The organism is Mesorhizobium japonicum MAFF 303099 (assembly GCF_000009625.1).
Lineage (GTDB): Bacteria > Pseudomonadota > Alphaproteobacteria > Rhizobiales > Rhizobiaceae > Mesorhizobium > Mesorhizobium japonicum.
Window position 1 is genome coordinate 919,035 of sequence record NC_002678.2, and the last position, 20,455, is coordinate 939,489.

General features: G+C 60.4%; 17 protein-coding genes, 2 tRNA genes and 1 pseudogene. 6 read left to right on the forward strand and 14 right to left on the reverse strand.

Going from position 1 to position 20,455, the window contains the following annotated elements; translation table 11 throughout:
• Positions 1–43: 43 nt before the first annotated feature.
• Entirely contained in the window at positions 44–361 is a 318-nt protein-coding gene (locus MAFF_RS05545) for a hypothetical protein (RefSeq protein WP_010909902.1), read from the forward strand.
• Positions 362–411: 50 nt separating this feature from the next.
• Here the strand turns inward: MAFF_RS05545 and MAFF_RS05550 are convergent, their stop codons facing one another.
• The 4 genes from MAFF_RS05550 to MAFF_RS05565 form a co-directional block, all read right to left on the reverse strand.
• Positions 412–1,242 (reverse strand): tetratricopeptide repeat protein, encoded by an 831-nt coding sequence (locus MAFF_RS05550; protein WP_010909903.1) that lies wholly within the window; start codon positions 1,240–1,242, stop codon positions 412–414.
• Entirely contained in the window at positions 1,229–2,953 is a 1,725-nt protein-coding gene (gene ilvD, locus MAFF_RS05555) for a dihydroxy-acid dehydratase (protein ID WP_044547819.1), read from the reverse strand. The genes MAFF_RS05550 and ilvD overlap by 14 nt, the downstream gene beginning before the upstream one ends.
• 290 nt (positions 2,954–3,243) lie before the next feature.
• Positions 3,244–4,524 (reverse strand): OmpP1/FadL family transporter, encoded by a 1,281-nt coding sequence (locus MAFF_RS05560; RefSeq protein WP_044547821.1) that lies wholly within the window; start codon positions 4,522–4,524, stop codon positions 3,244–3,246.
• Positions 4,525–4,883: 359 nt separating this feature from the next.
• On the reverse strand, positions 4,884–7,667 hold the full coding sequence (locus tag MAFF_RS05565; RefSeq protein ID WP_010909906.1) for a valine--tRNA ligase: 2,784 nt from the start codon (positions 7,665–7,667) through the stop codon (positions 4,884–4,886).
• A 266-nt stretch (positions 7,668–7,933) separates the two neighbouring features.
• On the opposite strand from MAFF_RS05565, the gene MAFF_RS05570 reads away from it, so the two are divergent.
• A complete protein-coding gene (locus tag MAFF_RS05570; protein WP_010909907.1) occupies positions 7,934–8,566 on the forward strand; it encodes a bleomycin resistance protein in 633 nt (210 codons plus the stop codon).
• Positions 8,567–8,625: 59 nt separating this feature from the next.
• Here MAFF_RS05570 and MAFF_RS05575 read toward each other — a convergent pair whose 3' ends face one another.
• From MAFF_RS05575 to MAFF_RS05595, 6 genes are all read right to left on the reverse strand, one after another.
• Positions 8,626–9,480: a PopZ family protein gene (locus MAFF_RS05575; RefSeq protein ID WP_032930558.1), complete on the reverse strand. Its 855-nt coding sequence runs from the start codon at positions 9,478–9,480 to the stop codon at positions 8,626–8,628.
• A gap of 301 nt (positions 9,481–9,781) precedes the next feature.
• On the reverse strand, positions 9,782–11,182 hold the full coding sequence (locus tag MAFF_RS05580) for a TolC family outer membrane protein (protein WP_010909909.1): 1,401 nt from the start codon (positions 11,180–11,182) through the stop codon (positions 9,782–9,784).
• Between the two features lie 165 nt (positions 11,183–11,347).
• Positions 11,348–12,016 carry a protein-L-isoaspartate O-methyltransferase family protein gene (locus MAFF_RS05585; protein ID WP_010909910.1) on the reverse strand — a complete coding sequence of 223 codons (669 nt, stop codon included), beginning with the start codon at positions 12,014–12,016 and terminating at the stop codon, positions 11,348–11,350.
• Positions 12,017–12,107: 91 nt separating this feature from the next.
• Positions 12,108–12,181: transfer RNA gene (locus MAFF_RS05590), tRNA-Cys, on the reverse strand.
• A gap of 155 nt (positions 12,182–12,336) precedes the next feature.
• The gene (locus MAFF_RS37470) at positions 12,337–12,519 is read right to left on the reverse strand and encodes a hypothetical protein (protein WP_010909911.1); all 183 of its coding nucleotides are present in this window, start codon (positions 12,517–12,519) and stop codon (positions 12,337–12,339) included.
• A 153-nt stretch (positions 12,520–12,672) separates the two neighbouring features.
• Positions 12,673–12,960, reverse strand: coding sequence for a hypothetical protein (locus MAFF_RS05595; RefSeq protein ID WP_010909912.1), 288 nt, complete (start codon positions 12,958–12,960; stop codon positions 12,673–12,675).
• Between the two features lie 221 nt (positions 12,961–13,181).
• Here MAFF_RS05595 and MAFF_RS05600 point away from each other — a divergent pair.
• Positions 13,182–13,256 (forward strand) — tRNA-Asn (locus MAFF_RS05600).
• Between the two features lie 321 nt (positions 13,257–13,577).
• On the forward strand, positions 13,578–13,883 hold the full coding sequence (locus MAFF_RS05610) for a hypothetical protein (RefSeq protein ID WP_010909914.1): 306 nt from the start codon (positions 13,578–13,580) through the stop codon (positions 13,881–13,883).
• An 86-nt stretch (positions 13,884–13,969) separates the two neighbouring features.
• Here MAFF_RS05610 and MAFF_RS05615 read toward each other — a convergent pair whose 3' ends face one another.
• On the reverse strand, positions 13,970–14,344 hold the full coding sequence (locus tag MAFF_RS05615) for a hypothetical protein (RefSeq protein ID WP_044547828.1): 375 nt from the start codon (positions 14,342–14,344) through the stop codon (positions 13,970–13,972).
• Between the two features lie 1,363 nt (positions 14,345–15,707).
• On the opposite strand from MAFF_RS05615, the pseudogene MAFF_RS40410 reads away from it, so the two are divergent.
• Positions 15,708–15,877, forward strand: a pseudogene (locus MAFF_RS40410) (IS5/IS1182 family transposase); the annotation flags it as partial.
• Positions 15,878–15,893: 16 nt separating this feature from the next.
• Here MAFF_RS40410 and MAFF_RS39010 read toward each other — a convergent pair.
• Positions 15,894–17,702 (reverse strand): hypothetical protein, encoded by a 1,809-nt coding sequence (locus MAFF_RS39010; RefSeq protein WP_010909916.1) that lies wholly within the window; start codon positions 17,700–17,702, stop codon positions 15,894–15,896.
• 1,142 nt (positions 17,703–18,844) lie between these two features.
• Positions 18,845–19,045, reverse strand: a complete 201-nt coding sequence (locus MAFF_RS05645; protein ID WP_010909918.1) for a hypothetical protein — start codon at positions 19,043–19,045, stop codon at positions 18,845–18,847.
• 389 nt (positions 19,046–19,434) lie between these two features.
• On the opposite strand from MAFF_RS05645, the gene MAFF_RS05650 reads away from it, so the two are divergent.
• Positions 19,435–19,866, forward strand: a complete 432-nt coding sequence (locus MAFF_RS05650) for a cupin domain-containing protein (protein ID WP_010909919.1) — start codon at positions 19,435–19,437, stop codon at positions 19,864–19,866.
• A 103-nt stretch (positions 19,867–19,969) separates the two neighbouring features.
• Here the strand turns inward: MAFF_RS05650 and MAFF_RS05655 are convergent, their stop codons facing one another.
• Positions 19,970–20,425, reverse strand: coding sequence for a carboxymuconolactone decarboxylase family protein (locus MAFF_RS05655; protein ID WP_010909920.1), 456 nt, complete (start codon positions 20,423–20,425; stop codon positions 19,970–19,972).
• Between the last annotated feature and the right edge of the window lie 30 nt (positions 20,426–20,455).

A 20,455-nucleotide genomic window follows, 5' to 3' on the forward strand; every position in this document is an offset into this window, starting at 1 on the left:
GACCTTGTATCGCCACAAATCAGGCGCATGATGGAAAATCATCATGGCGGCTGGGGTTCCCATGACCACTCGATTTGTTGCTTGTCCGATCGGCTTGGCATTTGCCACGGCCGCCATGGTGCCGGCTTTTGCCGCCCCGGAATGTCTGGCCAATGGAAAATCCTATCCGGTCGGTCAGGTCGCTTGCCTGACGGTTGCCGACCAGAGCCATCTGGCGCGCTGCGAGATGGTGCTCAACAACACATCCTGGACGAAGATCGGCGACAGCTGCCCCGGAAACACGATGGCGCCGCACCCGCACGTCATGCCGATCTCGACGCCCGCGCCCAGCATGGTGCCGACGGAGCCAACCGAGAATTGATTTTTCTGACTAGCTGATCTCCCCCTCTTGGAGGAGAGCGGCAGGCGACCTTACTGGTCGGCGTTGGTGGTGCCTTTGGTCAGGATGTCATCGGCCAGCGAAATCGCCGTGCGCCGGTCGGCTTCGCCGGCGGCGGCAAAAGCCTCTTCCTGCATGCCGCGGATCCAGGGCTGATCCGTCGGCGACGCGCGTTCGAGCGCGGCGGTCATCATCGCCAGGCCGCGAACGATCTTGCCGCTCTGGAACAGGAGATGGCCAAGCGTCGCCTGCGCGCCCGCATGGCCCTTCGCGGCGGCGAGTTGGAACCAGCGCCCGGCCTGCTTGACGCTGGCCTTCACGCCGCCCTCGCCCTTCAGGAACATCTGCCCCATCTCGAACTGGGCGTTCGGATTGCGGTAGTTGGCGGCGGCACGCATGTAATATTCCTGGGCCGCCACCTCGTTCTCGGTGACCGGGCTGCCGGGAATGCCCTTGCGCAGATAATCGCCGAGCGCCACCAGCGCGTCGGAAACGTAGCTTTCCTCAGGCGAGCCGGGCTCGACGTCCTGGTCGACGATCTCGGAGAAGAACTTGAACGCCTCATAATCGTCGCGCGCCACGCCGTCGCCCTCTGCATACATGCGGGCAAGCTTCCATGTGGCGCCGATCTGGCCGTTTTCGGCCGCGTATTTATAGGCTTCGGCGGCCTGTTCCTTGTGGCCGTTCTTGTAGGCGGAGAAGCCGAATTGGAACACTGCCCAGGGGCTCGACTGTGGCTTCACGCCGGTCTTGTCGTCGAACACCTTGTCGTCGAAGGCCAAAGCCTGGCCGACGGCGCCAAAGATCGCCGCAGCGACCAGTGCCGGAAGGACAGACGACCTCAACAACTCAGATATCCGCATAGCAGTGTGTTTCTTTCGCACCACCCGGATGGGTGACCGCGCCATCCCTGGCAGACCCGACCGTCTGTGCGTATTTCCATATCGCGCCCGACTGATAGTCGGTCGTGCGCGCCTTCCATGTCTTGGCCCGCGCCGCCAGTTCGCTATCCGACAGCGCCACTTCGATCGTGCCGTTCACGGCGTCGATCGAAATCACGTCGCCATCCCGGATGAGGCCGATCGGGCCGCCCACCGCCGCTTCCGGCCCGACATGGCCGATGCAGAAGCCGCGCGTCGCGCCCGAGAAGCGGCCGTCGGTGATCAGCGCCACCTTGCCGCCCATGCCCTGGCCGTAGAGCGCTGCCGTCGTCGACAGCATCTCGCGCATGCCGGGACCACCGCGCGGCCCTTCGTAGCGAATGACGAGAACCTCGCCTTCCCTGTAGTTGCGTTGCGTCACCGCCTCGAAACATTCCTCTTCCGAATCGAAGCAGCGCGCCGGGCCGGAGAATTTCAACTCCGTCATGCCCGCGACTTTCACGATCGCGCCTTCGGGGGCAAGGTTTCCCTTCAAGCCCACGACACCGCCGGTTTGGGTAATTGGTCTGTTGGCCGGGCGGACCACATCCTGGTGTTCATTCCAGGCAACGTGCTCCATGTTTTCGGCCAAAGTGCGGCCAGTCACCGTCAGGCAATCGCCATGCAGATAGCCGTGGTCGAGCAGCGTCTTCATCAACAGCGGAATGCCGCCGGCCTCGAACATGTCCTTTGCGACATATTTGCCGCCAGGCTTGAGGTCGGCGATGTAGGGCGTCTTCTCGAAAATCCTTGCGACATCGAAGAGATCGAATTTGATGCCCGCCTCATGCGCGATCGCCGGCAGATGCAGCGCCGCATTGGTCGAACCGCCGGTGGCGGAAACCACGGTCGCCGCGTTCTCCAGCGCCTTCAGCGTGATGATGTCGCGCGGCCGGATGTTTTTGGCGATCAGCTCCATGATCTTTTCGCCGGAGGCGAAATTGAAGCGGTCGCGCATTTCGTAAGGCGCCGGCGCGCCGCAGGAATAGGGCAGCGCCAGACCGATCGCCTCGGCGACGGTTGCCATGGTGTTGGCGGTGAACTGGGCGCCGCAGGAGCCGGCCGACGGACAGGCCGCCTGCTCGATCTCGAGCAGCTCGGCGTCGCCGATCGTGCCGACGGAGTGCTGGCCGACCGCCTCGAACACGTCCTGCACGGTAATCTGACGGCCGCGATAGCTGCCGGGCAGGATCGAACCGCCATAGATGAAGATCGACGGCACGTTGAGCCGCACCATGGCCATCATCATGCCGGGCAGCGACTTGTCGCAGCCGGCGAGGCCGACCAGCGCATCGTAGCAATGGCCACGCATCGTGAGCTCGACCGAATCGGCGATGACCTCGCGCGACACCAGCGACGACTTCATGCCCTGGTGGCCCATGGCGATGCCGTCGGTGACGGTGATGGTGCAGAATTCGCGCGGTGTGCCGTTGGCGGCGGCGACACCCTTCTTGACCACCTGCGCCTGGCGCATCAGCGAGATGTTGCAGGGCGCGGCTTCGTTCCAGCAGGAGGCGACGCCGACCAGCGGCTGCGCGATCTCGGCGGCGGAAAGCCCCATGGCATAGAGATAGGACCGGTGCGGCGCACGCGCCGGACCGACAGTCACATGGCGGCTAGGGAGCTTAGCCTTTGAAATGACCTTGGCGTCCATTCTCATCCTTGCCGCGGGCGGTGCGGCCTGCCGCATCGCCGAGCCTTTTGGCGCGTGTCCCGAGACAGGTTCGAGGTGCGCCGGGTTTATGGCGGGAAATGGGCAATTTCCCCGGCCTGACTTCTAGCGCAGGGGTTGTTCAGAAAGTGTTGCCAAAACGTCACAAACGCACGAGGCGACTGCAGTGCGGCTTATATGCAACGCCGCTTGGATACCGGGAGCGCCGACGATGCCGGCCCAAACGAAAAAGGCCGGGCAATGCCCGGCCTTTTATGTTCAGTTTCAGTGGGTTACCACTTAACCTTCAAGGAAGTCGAAAGTGCCGTGACAAGGTCGTTGCCAAAGTCGGCGGTGTAGTCGGTGCCGTAAGTGACACCATCATTGCCGAGGACGGAATGTATCGATCCGCTGGTCATCACGCCCACAGCGCCGCCGAAGCGAAGCTCCACGTTCTGAGTTGGCGTGTAGGCCACACCGCCGCTAAGGGTCCAGGTGTCGGTCTGGGCGCTCAGGCCGGTCGTCGTACCGCGATCCCAGGTCAGAACGGCGGCGCCGCTCCACTGGTCATTGAACTTATGGCCGATACCGCCGGAAACCGTCCAACCGTCGCGATAGAGCAGATCAAGCGAGGTGGCGCGTACAGGGCTGGTTGTCGTGCAAGCAACAAGCCCCTGGGTCACGGTCGGGCAGAACGGAATGCTTTGCAGATCGCTCCAATTCACCCACTTGATAGATCCAAAAGCCAGCCAGCCGGGCGCTATGCCCGACTGAAGCTTGAGTTCAACAGAATCTGGAACCTGCGAAGACCCGTAGACATCCGTCACGCGCCCAAGAAGTGGGTTTAACGGGTTAATAAATCCAGGAACTTGAGTCAGATCGAGCGTTCCGCTCAAATTGTCGAGCTTGACCGCCGAATTGTAGACCAGGCTTGCACGCAGCGCGATATCCGGGATCTCGTAAGCGACACCGGCGCGCCAACCCCAACCATCGCCCTCTAGATCAAGGCGACCGATGCCGGTGCCCAAAAGGGGTGAAGGAAGCGGAACAACCAGTTGCTCCTTGTAGCCCGAAACATCCTCATGGAACACGCCGCCGATGAAACGAAACTGGCCCTTGCCGAGATCCATCTTGTACGAGCAGGTCGCACCAAAGGCTTTACTCCTTACCTGCGTGTCAACATTGCTTTGTGCACCCGCCCAGTTCGCACCAGGATTGCTGGAGGCGCCGATGGGCTGCGAATAGTCGCCCAAGCAATCAATCGGGCCCATACCGATCTTGATGCCAGCGTTGGGCACCCAGTAGCTTTCGGTGTCACGGGCTGAACTGGAAAACTTCGGACCAGAAAGAGTACCATCGAGAGGGTCGGTATCCTTTGCGTTTTTAAGGTCGCGCTGCGGCATCACGTAGGTGGCACCGGCTTCACCTGTGATCTGTGCCGGATCGAAAAGCAGGTCGATATCGTACCAACCGCGCTCGAGACCACCGGCATGCGCCGGAGTGGCCACGGTTCCGATCAAAGCCAGCGAAAAGCACCCCGCCCCCAGCAGCGCCTTCAGTCGCAGAATAGTCATAAATGTCCTCCCCGAATTCGAGTGCATCAAGCTAGAACCAATTCAGGTTAACGGCGCAACAACGAATTCCTGGGGCGTACATGTACATGCTTGCCAAACGGATTTCCGACAAAATGGAGGCAGGCACCGCAAGGCCGAAAAACGGCCAGACGCGTACTTAACCGACCGGAGAATGAGGAAAATTCGCCCCAAAAGGCTCAAAAACAGCCATTTTCGGGGGCTTTCGGCCCCATTGTTACATTATGGCAACAATGGGGCTAAAACTTCCGTTTACGTCAACATTAACGTTACGGAATGCCTACTTTCGAGGCAAAAAAGATCGTCATTTTAGAGAAGACTAAAGTCCAGCGAATCTCTCCTCAACCGGCATCGCGGACCCTGGTCAGCGCCACCGCAAGCTTGTCCTGCGCGTCGCGGTATTCGGCGAGCTTTTCGCGCTCGGCCTCGACGATCTCGGCCGGCGCGCTGGCAACGAAGCGTTCATTCGACAGCTTCTTGTGCAGGCGCGCGATTTCCTCGGTGACCTTGGCCAGCTCCTTCTGCAGCCGGGCAGCCTCGGCGGCGAGATCGATCAGGCTGCCGAGCGGCAGGCAGATCGTTGCTTCGTTAAGCACGATCTGCGCCGAGCCCTTGGGCGCCGCATCAGCCAACGAGATGTCGCCGACGCGTGCCAGCCGCTTGATCGCCGAGTCCTGGCGAACCAGCCGCTCGCGTGTCACACCATTGGCGCCGACCACGACCAGAGGCGCGATCGCCGCCGGCGGCACATTCATCTCCGAGCGCACCGAGCGGATGCCGGAGACAAGGTCGACCAGCCAGTTGATGTCGGCGGCGGCCTCGTCATCCTCGAAGTCGGGCGACGGCCAGGCAGCGTGGCAAAGCAGCGACTCGCGTTCCTTGCCCTCGCCCGCCGTCTGCGCCCACAGCTCTTCCGTCATGAACGGCATCATCGGATGCAGCAGCTTGTAGATTTCGTCGAGCACGAAGGCGACGCAGGCGCGGCTTTCGGCCTTGGCCGCCTCGTCAGTGCCCATGAACACCGGCTTCAAGAGTTCCAGATACCAGTCGCAGAACAGGTTCCAGACGAAACGGTAGGCAGCACCGGCCGCCTCGTTGAAGCGGTAGGAGGTGATGCCGTCCGTGATCTGCCGCGCGGCCCGCGTCAGCTCGGTCAGGATCCAGCGGTTGACCGCCAGCTTGGCGTCGTTCAGCCAGAAATCGTCATTGCGGGCGACCTCGTTCATCTCGGCGAAGCGCGTCGCGTTCCACAGCTTGGTGCCGAAATTGCGATAGCCGGCGATGCGCGCCGGGTCGAGCTTCACGTCGCGGCCTTGCGCCGCCATCACCGTCAAGGTGAAGCGTAACGCGTCAGCGCCATACTCGTCGATCAAATCGAGCGGGTCGATGACGTTGCCTTTCGACTTCGACATCTTGGCGCCGTTCTTGTCGCGCACCAGCGCGTGCACATAGACGGTGTGGAACGGCTCCTCGTCCATGAAATGCAGGCCCATCATCATCATGCGGGCCACCCAGAAAAAGATGATGTCGAAGCCGGTCACCAGCACGTCGGTCTGGTAGTACGTCTTCAGCTCAGGCGTCTGGTCCGGCCATCCCAAAGTCGAGAACGGCCACAGGGCCGAGGAGAACCAGGTGTCGAGCACGTCCTCGTCACGGGTCAGGATCTCGCCCGGCTGGAAGTTTTCCAGCCTGTCCTCGACCCAGGCCTTCCACGGGCCTTCGAGCGCCAGATAATATTCGATCGCCGCGCTCAGCGCCTCTTCCTCGGTCTTCTCGACGAAGACGCGCCCATCCGGCCCATACCAGGCCGGGATCTGGTGGCCCCACCACAGCTGGCGCGAGATGCACCAGGGCTGGATGTTCTCCATCCAGTCGAAATAGGTTTTCTCCCAGTTCTTCGGCACGAAGTTGGTGCGGCCTTCGCGCACCGAGGCGATCGCCGGCTTGGCGAGCTCGGCCGCGTTGGCATACCACTGCTCGGTCAGGAACGGCTCGATCGGCACGCCGCCGCGGTCGCCATGCGGCACGGCATGGCGATGCGGCTCGACCTTTTCCAGGAAGCCGCCTTCTTCCATCAGCTCGACGATCTTCTTGCGTGCGACGAAACGGTCGAGCCCGTCAAGCTCGTCCCAGACGGCCTGCCGCTCCGGCGTTGCATCGAGGCCGGCGAGGAAATCTTCATTGTCCTTCAACTTGATGGCGGCTTCGACAGTCAGGATGTTGATCGCCGGCAGCTTGTGGCGCTTGCCGACCTCGAAGTCGTTGAAATCATGCGCCGGCGTAATCTTGACCGCGCCCGAACCCTTTTCGGGATCGGAATACTCGTCCGCCACAACAGGTATCTTACGGCCCACGATCGGCAGCACGACGTTCTTGCCGACCAGATGCCGGTACCGTTCGTCATCCGGATGCACCGCCACCGCCGTATCGCCCAGCATCGTTTCCGGGCGCGTGGTCGCCACCGTAATGAAGGTTTTCGGATTTTCCGGGTCGAAGGTCTCGCCCTCCAGGGGATAGCGGAAGTGCCAGAGATTGCCGTTGACCTCATGCTGCTCGACCTCGAGGTCGGAGATCGCGGTCAAAAGTCTCGGATCCCAGTTCACGAGGCGCTTGTCCTTGTAGATCAGCCCTTCCTTGTAGAGCGTGACAAAGACTTCGAGCACGGCCTTGGACAGGCCTTCATCCATGGTGAAGCGCTCGCGCGACCAGTCGGCCGAGGCGCCGAGCCGCTTCAGCTGATTGAAGATGGTACCGCCGGATTCGGCCTTCCACTCCCACACTTTCTCGATGAACTGCTCGCGCGTCAGGTCGCGGCGATGGATCTGCTTCTCCATCAGCTGCCGCTCGACCACCATCTGCGTGGCGATGCCCGCATGGTCCATGCCCGGCTGCCACAGCACGTTCTTGCCGCGCATGCGCTCGAAGCGCACCAGAATGTCCTGCAGCGTGTTGTTGAGCGCATGGCCCATATGCAGCGAGCCGGTGACGTTGGGCGGGGGAATGACGATGGTGAAGGCTTCGGCCCCCTCCTCCGCCCCGGCGCCGGCGCGGAAGGCGTCCGCCTCTTCCCACACTTTGGCGATCTTCGGCTCGACGGTCTTTGCGTCGTAGGTCTTTTCAAGCATGGGGAAACGGTCCGCGCTGTCGGGATTTTTGCTGGTTCGGTGTAAATCGGAAGGTCTTGGCCAAGTCAACCGCAAGGGCCGCCTCGGTGCATGAGAAGCAAATAGGCGTGCCCGCGCTCATTTCAACGGAGGGTCGTGGCGCGAGGCACTCGCAGCTTGACCGCCGGGCGTCGTAGCCATACCGTGCCCACGCTGCAGTAGGGCGCATCGGCTTCCGGCCGGAGGGGCATTGCCCGCCTACGCCACCTCAACCCCGCAATGCGCCCATGCCGACCCTCGAACACCACAAGAAACAGGCCAAGCTCTATCTCAAATGGCACCGCGAGCGGTACTATCCCGTCGCCGCTGTGATTGGATGGCTCTTGCCGCGTTTTCACCATCTCAGCGACAGCCAGATCCTCGATCACGGCTTCAAGCTTGCCGATGCCCAGGAACTCGTCGCCAGGAAATCAGGTTTCGAGAGCTGGCAGGCGCTGAAGGAAGGCCTTCAAACCGTGACCGATCATGCAGCAACAGACGCCGCAAAACCGCATCTCGCCTTTGCCGAGCCACAGCTCTTTGTCTGCGACATCGCAGCGGCCTGCAATTTCTACCGGCAAAAGCTCGGCTTCGAGACGCGCTTCACCTATGGCGAGCCGCCCTTCTACGCCCAAATCATCCGCGATGGCGCACGACTCAACCTGCGCCATGTCGACAAGCCTCCACTCGCCGCCAACTCGGCCGATGACCTACTGGCGGCGACGATCGTTGTCGACAACATCAAGGCTCTGTTTCTTGAGTATCAGGCGGCCACAGCACCGTTCCACCAGACATTGCGGACCGAACCCTGGGGCGCCCGCACGTTCATCGTCAAGGATCCCGACGGCAATCTCATCTGCTTCACGATCAGCGCGGGCTGACCTCATCGACAAAAACGCCGCCTCATGGGCGGCGTTTCGCGCGCGATCGTTGGAGAAGATTATTGCGCCCCGCGCGCCACACGTTCAATTTCCTCGCGCACCAGGCGCTCGACCAGCGTCGGCAGATTATTGTCCAGCCAGTCCTGCAGCATCGGCCGCAGCATCTCCTCGGCCATCTCGTCGAATGTCTTCTTGCTGCGGCTGGCAAAGGCATCGGACAGCTCGCCGAAGGCCGCGGCGACCTGCCGGCCTGTGTGTTCGGAAAGAATTGCAGGGCGCGCCGCAGGCGCTTCGCTTGCCGCCGCACGCGCCTGAGCGGCGCCTGCCGGAGCTTCGCTTGAAGAAGGCCGTTCGAATGCCGCCTCCGCCACCGGCTCGCTCGCCGGCGCCTCGGGCTGAGCGACCGGCTTGCGGATGCTCCTGTCCGGTATTGCTTTCGCCTGCTCTCCGACGGACGCGATCTCGCGCCGCCAATCGGCAACGATCGCATCGCTTGTCGCGCTGGCCTGCGGGGCCTCAGCCTGCGAGACCATCGGCGCTCCGGCCGTGGCGGGCGGCGCCTGCTCGGCGGCGATCCTGGCGCTGACCTCGGCAAGCGTCATCGACGGCTTGGCCGCCACGGGATCGGCACGCGTCGGCGCATCCATCCGCGCGATCACCGGCTCGGGCGAAGGCGCCTGGACTTCCGCGAGCACGACCGGCTTCTTGACCTCGGGGGCGGCATGCAACTCCGCGCGAAACGCATTCACATCAGCGGCCGGAGCTTCGTCCGGCGAAGGCTCCAGATCCTGCCGCAACTCTTCGGGCTCACCCGGCTGCTTGCGGCCGTTGTCGCTGTCCTCGATGATCCTCCTGATGGAAGCCAGTATCTCTTCCATGGAAGGTTCGCGCTGTGCGCTGCTTGCCGTGGCCATCGTCACATCCGCCGCCCTTGTGACCTGTTAGTCTTCCGCTCCGGCAGAAGCCGGATTCGAATCATGGCGACAGCGTAACCGACGGATCGCCGCACGAGAATCCCCAATCTGGGGACATGTGGGATTTCAACAGATTAGAGGCAATTCCGGGAAAAGTGTGAAATCGGCTTCCCGGGAAAAGCGCATAGCGCGCTCCCTTCGCAATCGCGCCAATGCGAAAAGACAGGCGCGAACCGAAGCGGAACCGGTTTTCAAGCAAGGTTGCGCTCGGGCGGCTCGACGCAAGTCGAGCCGCCGGCGTTTAGCGGCCGTCCGGCGTGCGCAGGCCGAACCACTTGTCCTTGACGGCGTTGTAGTGCTCTTCGGGCTTGTACTTGGTGACCTGCAAGGCAAGCCGGTCAACCGACAGGCGCCCCATTGCCGACAGGATGGCGTAGCTTGCCACGACCACGTCATGTTCGGAATTGGCCTGGTTGATCTTGGCCGTGATGACGGCAGCCTGTGCGTTGAGCACGTCGAGCGTGGTGCGCTGGCCGACATTGCGCTCTTCGATGACGCCGTTCAGCGCCAGTTGCGCGGCATCGATCACCTGCCTGTTGGCCGAGACGCTCTGCTGCGCGGCGGTGTATTGCGACCATGCGGTGGCAACCGCCTGGCGAACCTGGTCACGGCTGACATCGACCTGGATACGGGCCTGGCCAAGCGATTCCTTGCTCTGGCGCACGAGCGCCGGGGTCCGACCGCCCGAATAGATCGGAATGGTCAGTGTCGCGCCGATATTGGCCGAGGTCGAATTTCCGTTGGAACCGGAGAGGTCGGGGATGGCATTGCGATAGTTCTCCGAGACGCCGGCCGACGCCGACAGTTGCGGCAACAGCGCGCCTTCCGCCGACTTCACCGAAAACGCCGCCGCGTCGACCAGGTGCTGCGTAGCGAGAATGGCCGGATGTTCATTCGCCCCGATCGCAATCGCCGCGTCGAGGCTCGACGGCAAGAGTTTGGCCAATGGCGCAGCGGGCTTGAGCTTGCCCGGCTCGTCGCCGACCACCTGGTGATAGGTTGCAGCACTGGCCAGCGCCTGCGCGCGTGCGGCACTCAGCGACGCCACCGCCGAGGCGCGCGACGCATCGGCCTGCGCGACGTCGGTGCGGGTACCTTCGCCAACTTCGAAACGTGACCTTGCCGCACGCGCCTGCTCGGTCAGGAACTGCAGGTTCTGCTCGGTCAGCACCGCGATCTGCCGGTCCCGGATCACGTCCATATAGGCCGTGGCCGCGCTGAACAGCGTGTTTTCCTCGGTGTTGCGCAGGCTCTCCACCGACGCCTTCACCTGGGATTCCGCCGCCGCCACGTTGTTTTTCGTCTGAAAGCCGTCAAACAGCGACTGGTTGATCTGAATGCCGTAGCTACCGGACGTCAGCTTCGAGTTGCCGCCGCCATTTGCCAGGCGCGTGTTTGTGTAGTCGATCGAGGCCGATCCCGTGATCGTCGGACGCCCGGTCGATTTGGCAATGGCCACGCCTTCGTCTGTGACGCGCACACCGGCGCGGGATGAATTCAGCGTGGAATTGTATTGATAGGCCTTGGCGAGCGCGCCGGTGATGGTTTCCGCCGAGGCGGCTAGTGGGGACAGCGCGGTCGCGGAGACGAGGACGGCGGCAAAAAGGGTCTTGGATACAGACGGCACGGGTATATCCCTCATTCGTTTTCCATGGGAACTACGCCGCTCCAGCTTCTCGTTAGAGCAGCCGGAGTGGCGTGTCTCATTCCCTGTCGCTCGGTCCCAAAGTGCCCCCAGTCTGGGATCAGCAACGATTGTTCAAATGTAAGCGACCATGACAAAGCCTTTGCTGCAAGGCTAAATCATTCAGAATTCAAAAGCATGCTCACGTTCGAATCCCGGTAGTGGCTTAATTGCCGCATTAAATGCCCTTCTCCCGGTTACAACCCCCCCAGCCTTGAAAAAAAGTCGCGCCACGCCGGAATTGCCTCGCCCTTCGACCGCGACGAGTCGGCCGCCTTCGGCGAGCTGATCGAGCAACGGCGCCGGCACTTTCTCGACACTGCCGCCGATGAAGATGACGTCATAGGGTGCCTTGGCCGCATGGCCCTGCGCCAGCGCGCCCTGGACCACGGTCACATTGCCGTAGCCAAGGCCGGAAAGGGTCGATGTCGCGGTTTGCGCCAGCGCCGAATCGCTTTCGAGCGCCACGACCGACCTCGCCAGTCGCGACAGGATGGCCGAGGCGTAGCCGGTGCCACAGCCGACATCGAGCGCCGAATCGGTCGCATTGATCTCGGCCAATTGCATCAGCTTGGCCAGCGGCGATGCTTCCATCAGATAGCGAGCGCCATCGGCGCCGTCGGCAATGCGGATGTCCTCGTCGATATAGGCGAGATCACGCTGGCGGTCGCCGACGAAAACCTCGCGCGGCACGGTAAGCATGGCTTCCAGCAGCGGGGCGCTGGTCACGTCGGTGGTGCGCACCTGACCGTCGACCATCTTGACGCGAAGCTCGGAGAAATCAGCGCTCATGTTCCAACCAATCCGCTTGCCGCGCCAGAACCGCGGTTCATTTCGATGAGAACGTCAGGCTCCGGCGCTGAGCGCGCGGGAGCCCGGGTATTGGAGGCCTCGCCCGGAATCGAACCGGGGTGCAAGGATTTGCAGTCCTCTGCGTAACCACTCCGCCACGAGGCCTCGTTGCTCCCGGCGTTCCACCCGGTTCCAATAGGTTGCGGCGAAAATGGCGTCAAGCGGCCACCACGCATTCCGCGCGGTTTCCTCTGCAAGAATCCGACCCTCCACATCGAGCGTCGTGGCCGCGGTGGGCCACCACGCATATTAGACGATCATTAAGTATAGCAGGAGATCACGTGAAACTCCACGCCCGCGCCAGCGTTGAGAAGCGAGGAGGACTGCGCCATGCGGCCGGCAAGCCCGAGCACCGAAACGAACGCCTGGGATGGCTTGTCGCGATCCGGATGCGAGGCGTTGCTGCGCCATGCCATCGACTGCCTTGCGATCGATGGCACCACCAGGCTTTCGCCGCGCGACCGTGCGCGTCTCGCCTCGGCTGCAGTCGTTCTCAGGGAAATCAGCGAGGACTTGGAGAGACGTGCGGACCGAGAAGCCGATTCGCAAAAATCCGAAACCCGAACAACGGCATAACGTGCGGAAGGATGGCGCGGTCAAAGGCCCGGCTTGGTGCCCGTCGTTCCATCCGGCCGTCGCCGCCGCTCCCACCAGACGACCAAGCGGCGCCGGTGGCGCCGCACCATGGCGAATTCATAGGAGAGCACCAGCAATCCGATCGGAACCATCCAGAAGCCGAGAATCGGCAGAAAGCCGAGTATGCCGCCGATGGTCAAAAGAATGCCGATCGTGATTCTGAGGCCACGCGACTGCGGCATGGTGAACTCACGCCCGAAAATCGAGATCTTTCGTGCCGGTATCCGGTTTTCGTCTGCTGCCGTCATCGCCAATGGCTGCCCGTCTGGTCGGTCTAAAAAGCCTGTTTACGAAAGCCGCGACCGCCCTTTCGGTTCCGCGCCCATCGCCAAGACGGCTAATATGAGGACGGCCGCCAGCGATTGCGAGAAACCGCCGCGCGAAAAAGTCTCGGAAAAAAGCGAAATGCTTCTTTGCAAAGCCGAAAGGTGTTTGCTATAGGCTGCGCCACTTGCTGAAGAGCATCCGTTCCCCGGTAGCTCAGTGGTAGAGCAACCGGCTGTTAACCGGTTGGTCGCTGGTTCGAATCCGGCCCGGGGAGCCAAACATTTTCAAACACTTAGCTGAATATTCGCATTCCATTGATTGTGGGATAGTTTGTCCCGGGCAACGTTGGGGGCAACATCCAGATGCCGTTTTCCAAAAAAACGCCGAACCCCTTCCCGCCTTTGGGAAAGCTTTTGCGAATGACACGTGTCCTCCAGATCGCAATCGGCCTCCATGAGATCCAGTGCGCTAATTAGGCTCATAGCGCTGTCCAGGAGCTCGTTCAGACGCATGTCGTCCTTTGGCGAGGCCAAAGGGCTTTTCATATCGGTTGGTCAAGTCTACACCAACGGTCGGGCGAAAACGCTGGTGGGGCGCCATGAAGCCGATCGCGATTGCAATTCCGTTACTCTTCCTCGTGGTGCAGGCTCAAGCACAAGAGCGCAGGGATATCGCCGGCCTGAGTTGCGCCGAAGTTCAGGCACTACTGAAGCAGGACGGCACCACCGTCATTCGCTACCGCTCCATATTCAACCTCAGCCTGACGCGCTACGACCTCTATGTCAGCGGGCAGAAGCAATGCGGTGCTGGCGAGGTGGCTACTGGCGCAGGCGTGCCGACGACCGACACAGATTATTGCCCGGTCCATAAATGCATTGCGAGCAATGTCTTCGTGGCAAGGTAGCCGGCCAGGTCGACCCGCTGAAACGTTCGGGCGTGATCGAACGAACTGAGTTCCGCCACAGCAATATCGACCATGGGGTGTCCCTCCTAATTCCATTCGTTATTGGCCAGGGAGCGCATCGCTTCAATGATCCGCTCTACCTTGCTCTCTGGTTCATTAAACAGGTTTAGGGATAGCATGGCGCCGCCTCGCACGTTCTGCTTTGCCGACCCGACAGGCCGGAAACGGTTGTTGCCCAAATCCTCAATGTAGACGGTGCCTGAAACTCCGCTCCATGATCCCCAGGTCACGCCGGTGGTAAAGGCGACGAGGCCAGCCTGTTCGTCCGCGTTGTCAAGTCTCCATCCGATCTGCAGGACTGCCTCTGCCGCTAGCTTCACAAGCAGTGCTTTAGTGCCGATGAATGTACCGTCAGGCTGAAGCTGAGCCTTTGTCGGCTGCGCTACTTTATTCGGTTCCACGGGCCAGGCTGCCGGAAACGGCGATGCAAGGCCATGTGAATTGGTTGGCTGATCGGGATCGGAGCCCACGGCGCATAGTATTTCTCGCAGTGCATTTGGAGGTTGTCTGTGGAGCCCGAGATCGAGCATCGCTCGGGCCTTGCCAACCAGCCTTTGGCGATGAAGTGGCGTATGAGTTGGCCGCCGCGAACCCGCTCTTCGTGAGTGAAGCCGTTGTAGACGGGCATTCGGGGCCACTTCCAATCCGGCAGGCCAGCAGGTACGAGGAGGTTCATACGATTTGCAACCGGTTTCAAATCCCGAACTCTGGCCCGCTAGGCATCGGGAATTCGCTAAACATTTTGCTATACAAATCGCGCCGCGTCTACCAGCTAACTAATTGAAATTAATAATCATATTCTTTTTAAAGGCTCTGGCCCGGGGAGCCAAATTTTCCAAGGCTTTGCAAATTTCTGAAAATCACCCGAAAACGTCCGTTCTACAGCATGTCTGCAGAATCGAGCTTCGCTTGGACAGCGTAACGTGACAAGCACTGGCCTTAGACAGGCATCCGATCGCCTGTGGGAGATGCCGGAGCGCCTGGGGATTTTCGCAGGGGAGATGTTAACGCGGGGGAAGGCCTACTTTCGGGCTTTTCCGGTCGTTTCAGAGCGGGATGAGCGAGACCTCCGCTTTCCGACCTATTTCCTACTTGCTCATTCGGTTGAGCTTGTTCTCAAATCATATCTAGTCGCCAAGGGGACGCCGAAGAAAGCTTTGGGCAAGAAGCCGCTAGGTCATGATGTCCGAGCGATCTACTCCGAATGCGAACGGAACGGTCTGGCTGTGGCTCATCAGTTGATGCGACCACTCGCAAATCGGCTAACTGAGATCAATTCGGACCTAACTGAGATCAATTCGGACTACGACCTTCGATATCCCTCCGGCTACTTCGATCCCGAGCCCGTCAGAATGCGTGCCTCCAAGCGAGGCATTAATCGCGACAGTCTCCGCAGTAGTTGATCCCAGAGCGGTTGCCGCGCAACTACAGTTTGCGGCAGACACGCGACATATCCAGGGAAGTAAAGTCCGCTGGAGCGACTAACGAACGATGGCTAGAAAACTGAAAAACACGTCTGCGTCCAGTTTCCTACGCGCCGCCTGGGGGCACGCAAAGGCGGCTCGCATTCTAGACCCGCATACTGGATTATCCGAGGGCAGGACGAACGCGACCTTTTTCGCCTTCCACAACGTTCTAGGCTTCGCAATCGAGCTCTACCTGAAAGCTTTTCTGGCGGGTAGAGGCTGGACTGTGGAGAACGCCCAAAGGGTCAAGGACGCCACGCCGAACGCCATTGAGATCGTCACGAAGATCGCCGGCCAGATCGGCTTCCAGGTCTTGCCGGGCGATGGGTGGTCGAGCGCTTCTTCGCCTGGATCAACCGCAGCCGACGGCTGGCCAAGGATTTCGAAGGCATCATCGCCTCCGCCGAAGCCTTCCTCTACGCCGCCTCAACCATGCTCCTCATCCGGCGCCTGGCACGCCATACATGAGTTTCGAGTCGGACTCTTAGGGGCCAGGCTGGGCAAAAAGATCATCCCTAGTAATATTTCCCAGTTTTAGGACTTCTCTCGTGAGAGTTTCCGCGAGTTCAGGATTCGTCCCCAGTAGGTGGTCGTGGAGCTGTTTGAACTGGCGTATTTTGACGGCAACGGCACCGTTGCCCGTGGGAATGCCGAACATGTCCTCGGGGGTCCACTGGTAGATGTGCTCGCGCCAGCACTGCACCATTTTTTCGAGGTATGACAGCGACCATTCAATCTCTGCGTTCTGGAATGTAACGTCTGTTGATACGGAGCGAGCGGGCGTGGACGCGGCAGCGGCGGTTAGCGTTTCGCTCACCGTTGCAGACACACTCAGGCTGAACTCCGAATACGGCGCATCGGATTCGAACTCCAGGCGGTTATCTATAATTCGATACTTTACGGTGATGCTTTCACTTCGAAACTGCCTGCCTAGACCTGGATCGCCGGACCGCACATTGACCGAAACTTCCATACTGATCTGCTCAGGGTCAACTGCCACGTCATTAATTGTCCAAACGTATCCCGGCGCTTCATACCCCTGAGAGAGAGCAGCCAGGACGACTTTGGTGGATTTTAGGTGGCTGCGCTGGGCGTATGAGTTTTCAGGAAACATTCTGCACGGAGTTGCATACACCCACTCCCAATCTGTCGTGTAGGTAACGGTTGACGACATCTGCGCCGGTGCGAACTGAATCGCGGCTTCGCCCAATTTGGTCCCACCAACAGTAACGCCTACAAAATCGGAGTCGTCGTTGAAATTGTTGAGTCGGATGACCAAATTTCCGATCCGATAGTCTCGATCACCTTCAAGGCCAGCAAACGGTATGCAACCAACATAGGTAATGAGTTTGGTGGAAGGATCAAAAGAATGAATCACGGCGCCTGCGACACCTGAAATACCGGGTGCTGGAGTCTCGTTGAGACCTTGGTCGTACTCGCGCGGTCTGCGAATTTCGATTCCATATCCATTTGCGTCCCCGTATGCGGGCGGAACGACTGCCAAGACCTTACGGCGTGTTGGCCAAGACGTTACTCCTACATCGAGCGCTCGGAGGTATACATTGATATGGGCATCTTGGAATGTGGCCGGGAGCTCTTCAACCGAATCGGCATGCACGAAGTCTCCGGTCCGATTCACGAAGAACTGCAATGGAGTAACATACGGACCGGCTATACGCATGACATCCGTCGTAGGCGGAGGGCTGCCGTCGAAAGGCGCAAGACCTGCCGGAAGCTGTGGAGAGGCAGGGCGCTCGAAGGCGTTGTCGGGGAATACAGAGGAACTCATCGTGGAATAGGGACTGCCGTATTCGCCTCCCGCTTGATTTCGTTCATGCTGAAATCCGAAATTGTGTCCAAACTCCTGACAGATCGTGTCGAACCGCGCCCCCTTGTTGACGACCGCAACGACGATGCTTCGTTCGCCGGTGCCGTCCTTGCGTTTGACGCTATAGCTGCCGCCACCGTGAAGATCTATCGCGGCAGGAAACCAGATAACGACGTGGGCGAAAGTGGACCAATCTGGGTCCCACTCGTTAGTGGCCCCGGCGAGGACAGCATTCACAAGCCTTTGCCGGGCCGTCATGCCGAAATTCGGGTCATTGCGTGGGTCAGCAAGCTGAAGTATCGGCAACAGTTGATAACTTAAATCGATTTGCGAGAAAGATGTTTGGGACCAATAGTGGGCGACGCTGTAAGGTATTGTAGGGTCAAGCCAGTTCCGCATTTCGGCGTCGGACCAGACGTCGCTCACTGGAGTGGCTGTAAAATGAGCGCGTATGACTGCAAACATCGCCTACCCTCCTCATTCATTTTGAATTAACTAAACCGACATCCACAGGATGACTGGCCTCGATGGTCAAGTTTTGTGTAAAGTGACGTGATTTGCAAGCTCTGACGCTGACAGCATGAGCGGTCGCGCATCAAAGCCCGGGACTTCGGCGTCCTCCACCCCAAGAGGTTCGAGATTTTCCTTCTTTGCCCCCCGCCCGCAAAAGAGGCGGAGCAAGTCGAACACTGCGTCCGGAAGGCGATCGGGTCGTGCGGGGCGATTATCGCTAGCAACGTCACCGTTTCCCTCTTCGCAAACTGCGGCTTAGCCAAGATCGGGTCGTGCCGCCTGGGGATCTGTGGCGCGATAGCAGCCTCTCGTCACACATCCGAGCTAGGTAGCATCGGGGAATTCCGATCTCAGTCAGCTCGCGCGTTCGTACTTCACCCTTTTCGCGGGCAAATGCGACAGCGCGGTCTCGGAGGGAAGGATTAGGCCCGCCGGCCAATTGGATGCGCTCCGCTCGCTCGCGGAGTGGGTTGTTACGATCGTAACAGCGGATGGCCACACCTATTCTAGAGCCTTCGAACGTGAGTCCGATGCCGTCGCTTTCGCTGTGAACCAGCGTCTGCACCTGGGATTGCAACTTCCGTCGCCCGACCAGTCGCCCTGAACCGGCACCTTGCTTACGCCTTTGTCCTCTTGGGCTGACCAAGGGTCAGGAAGCCATCCCTTATCAGGTCCAACGCGTCGAGCGCGTCTTCATCCAACAAGTTTGTCAAGGGCACTCCACCCACGCGCACAACCTTGTCGTTGTCTATGTCGTAGACCTCCCACAGCCCATCACTGACCCTTCGGATTGCGTGCCGTCTCTCCATAAGGGGTCTCTAATAAACGAGTCACCGAAGCGCCAGCAAGAAAACTCGATCCAAAGAGTTAACGGTGGAAAACCATGCTCGCTTGGCAAGCTCCTGCGAATGACGCACAAAGCGGTCGCGTCAAATCAGATCAAACTGGCAATCGAACTTTTCCACGAAGGCGAGTTCGCCGGCGCCATCACCTCAAATCGTCAAGCACTTCCGAAAGGGAGCTGGCTTGCGTTGTGGTCGAGCGATGCTCGACCACAAGGGCAAAGAGGATGGCAAAGCTTGCCGCTGCCCTGGCTACCAGCCCAAGCGGACTATCCGGGAAAGCTCGGCAATGTCGCCATAGATCATCGAACCCTTGACGAGGAAACATTTGTTACCGAGAACTTTGAAGAGTGGGCTCGACGCGGTGCAAACCGGCCGGTCCTTGTCCTTGGCCTCGGCATAGCCGATGCTGATGGCAAGGACAGCGATAGCAATCAGTGTCGTCTTGGTCATATTGGGCCACCCAAGCCAGCGAGCCTCTGCGAAACATAGGGAGTAGGTTGCGCGCCTGCGTGCATTAGCATCTGCGCATATAAGGCTTCATCCATCAATTAAATGAAGCGGAGTGATGTTTGATCCCGCACTAAAAGGGACACGAGCAGAGCTCCGCCAGCGCGCGTTTCCGCCGATGGCGCACAAGCAAAAAAATCAAGGCGGTGAGCCTCACTTCGAATGTCGGCTTCATTCCTGACTACGAGGGCCGAAGTCGATTTCCCTACGATTTGCATGAGGGAGGACTTCGGCTGGTGGGTCGAAGGAGCCAATTCATCGCGATGTCGCGCCGCTCCCGCTTGCGCGCGGTTGTCCGCCGCGCGATAGATGCGTCGGTTCAGGGAGGACTCATGCGCAAAATCCTGGTCTCGTCGCTGCTGGCCGGCGCCGCGCTTTACGCGAATTGCGCTCTGGCACTCGACAGCAGCAGCACGCCTGTCGTCGTCACCCCGCTCGCATCGCGCACCACCACCGCTTCCGGCCAGCCGATCACGCTGCCGCAGAAGAGCGTGCAGGTGCTGGTGTCGACCTTTGACATCGCGGTGGGCGCGACCTTGCCGGTGCACCGGCACCCCTTCCCGCGCTATGCCTATGTCGAGGCCGGGACGCTGAAGGTCACCAATGTCGAGTCCGGCAACAGCAACACCTATAAGACCGGCGATTTCATCATCGAAATGATCGGGCAGTGGCATCAGGCCACCAATATTGGCGATGGCCCGGTCAAGCTCCTGGTCATCGACCAGGTCGAGGAAGGCGCCAAGAACACGGAACTGCGGCAGTAACCGCCAAGCGCCGCACTCACGCGCCGAAAGGCGGAGGGCAACGCGCCGCCCGCCTTCCCGCTCCGCAGCGGATAACCATCTTGCCCTAGCGCAGGACCGGCGCTCAGCCCCAGGTGCCGACGATCTGTCGTGTCGTCGCGTTCAGCCGGTTGAAGGCGTTGATCAGGGCGATCTGGACAACCAGAGCTGCAAGCGCCTTTTCATCATAGTGGCGGGCGGCTTCGTCCCAGACATCGTCCGGCACGGCGTCGGGCCGGTCGGCGAGCCTCGTGCCGGCCTCGGCCAGCGCCAGGGCCGCCCGTTCGGCGTCGGTGAAGTAGGGCGTCTCGCGCCATGCCGCCAACGCAAAGATGCGCTCGTCCTTCTCGCCGGCCTTCTTCAGCTCGCGGGCGTGCATGTCGACGCAGAGGCTGCAGGCATTGATCTGGCTGGCGCGCAGATGAATGAGCTTGCGCGTCACATAGGGTATATCGGCTGCCTCGGTCGACTTGTCCAACGCCAGCAGCGCCTGCAGGGCGCCTGGGATGAGCATCACGGGATTCTTGAGTCTGGCTTGCATAGTCTTCTCCTTTTGAAGCGTTTCGTCAGG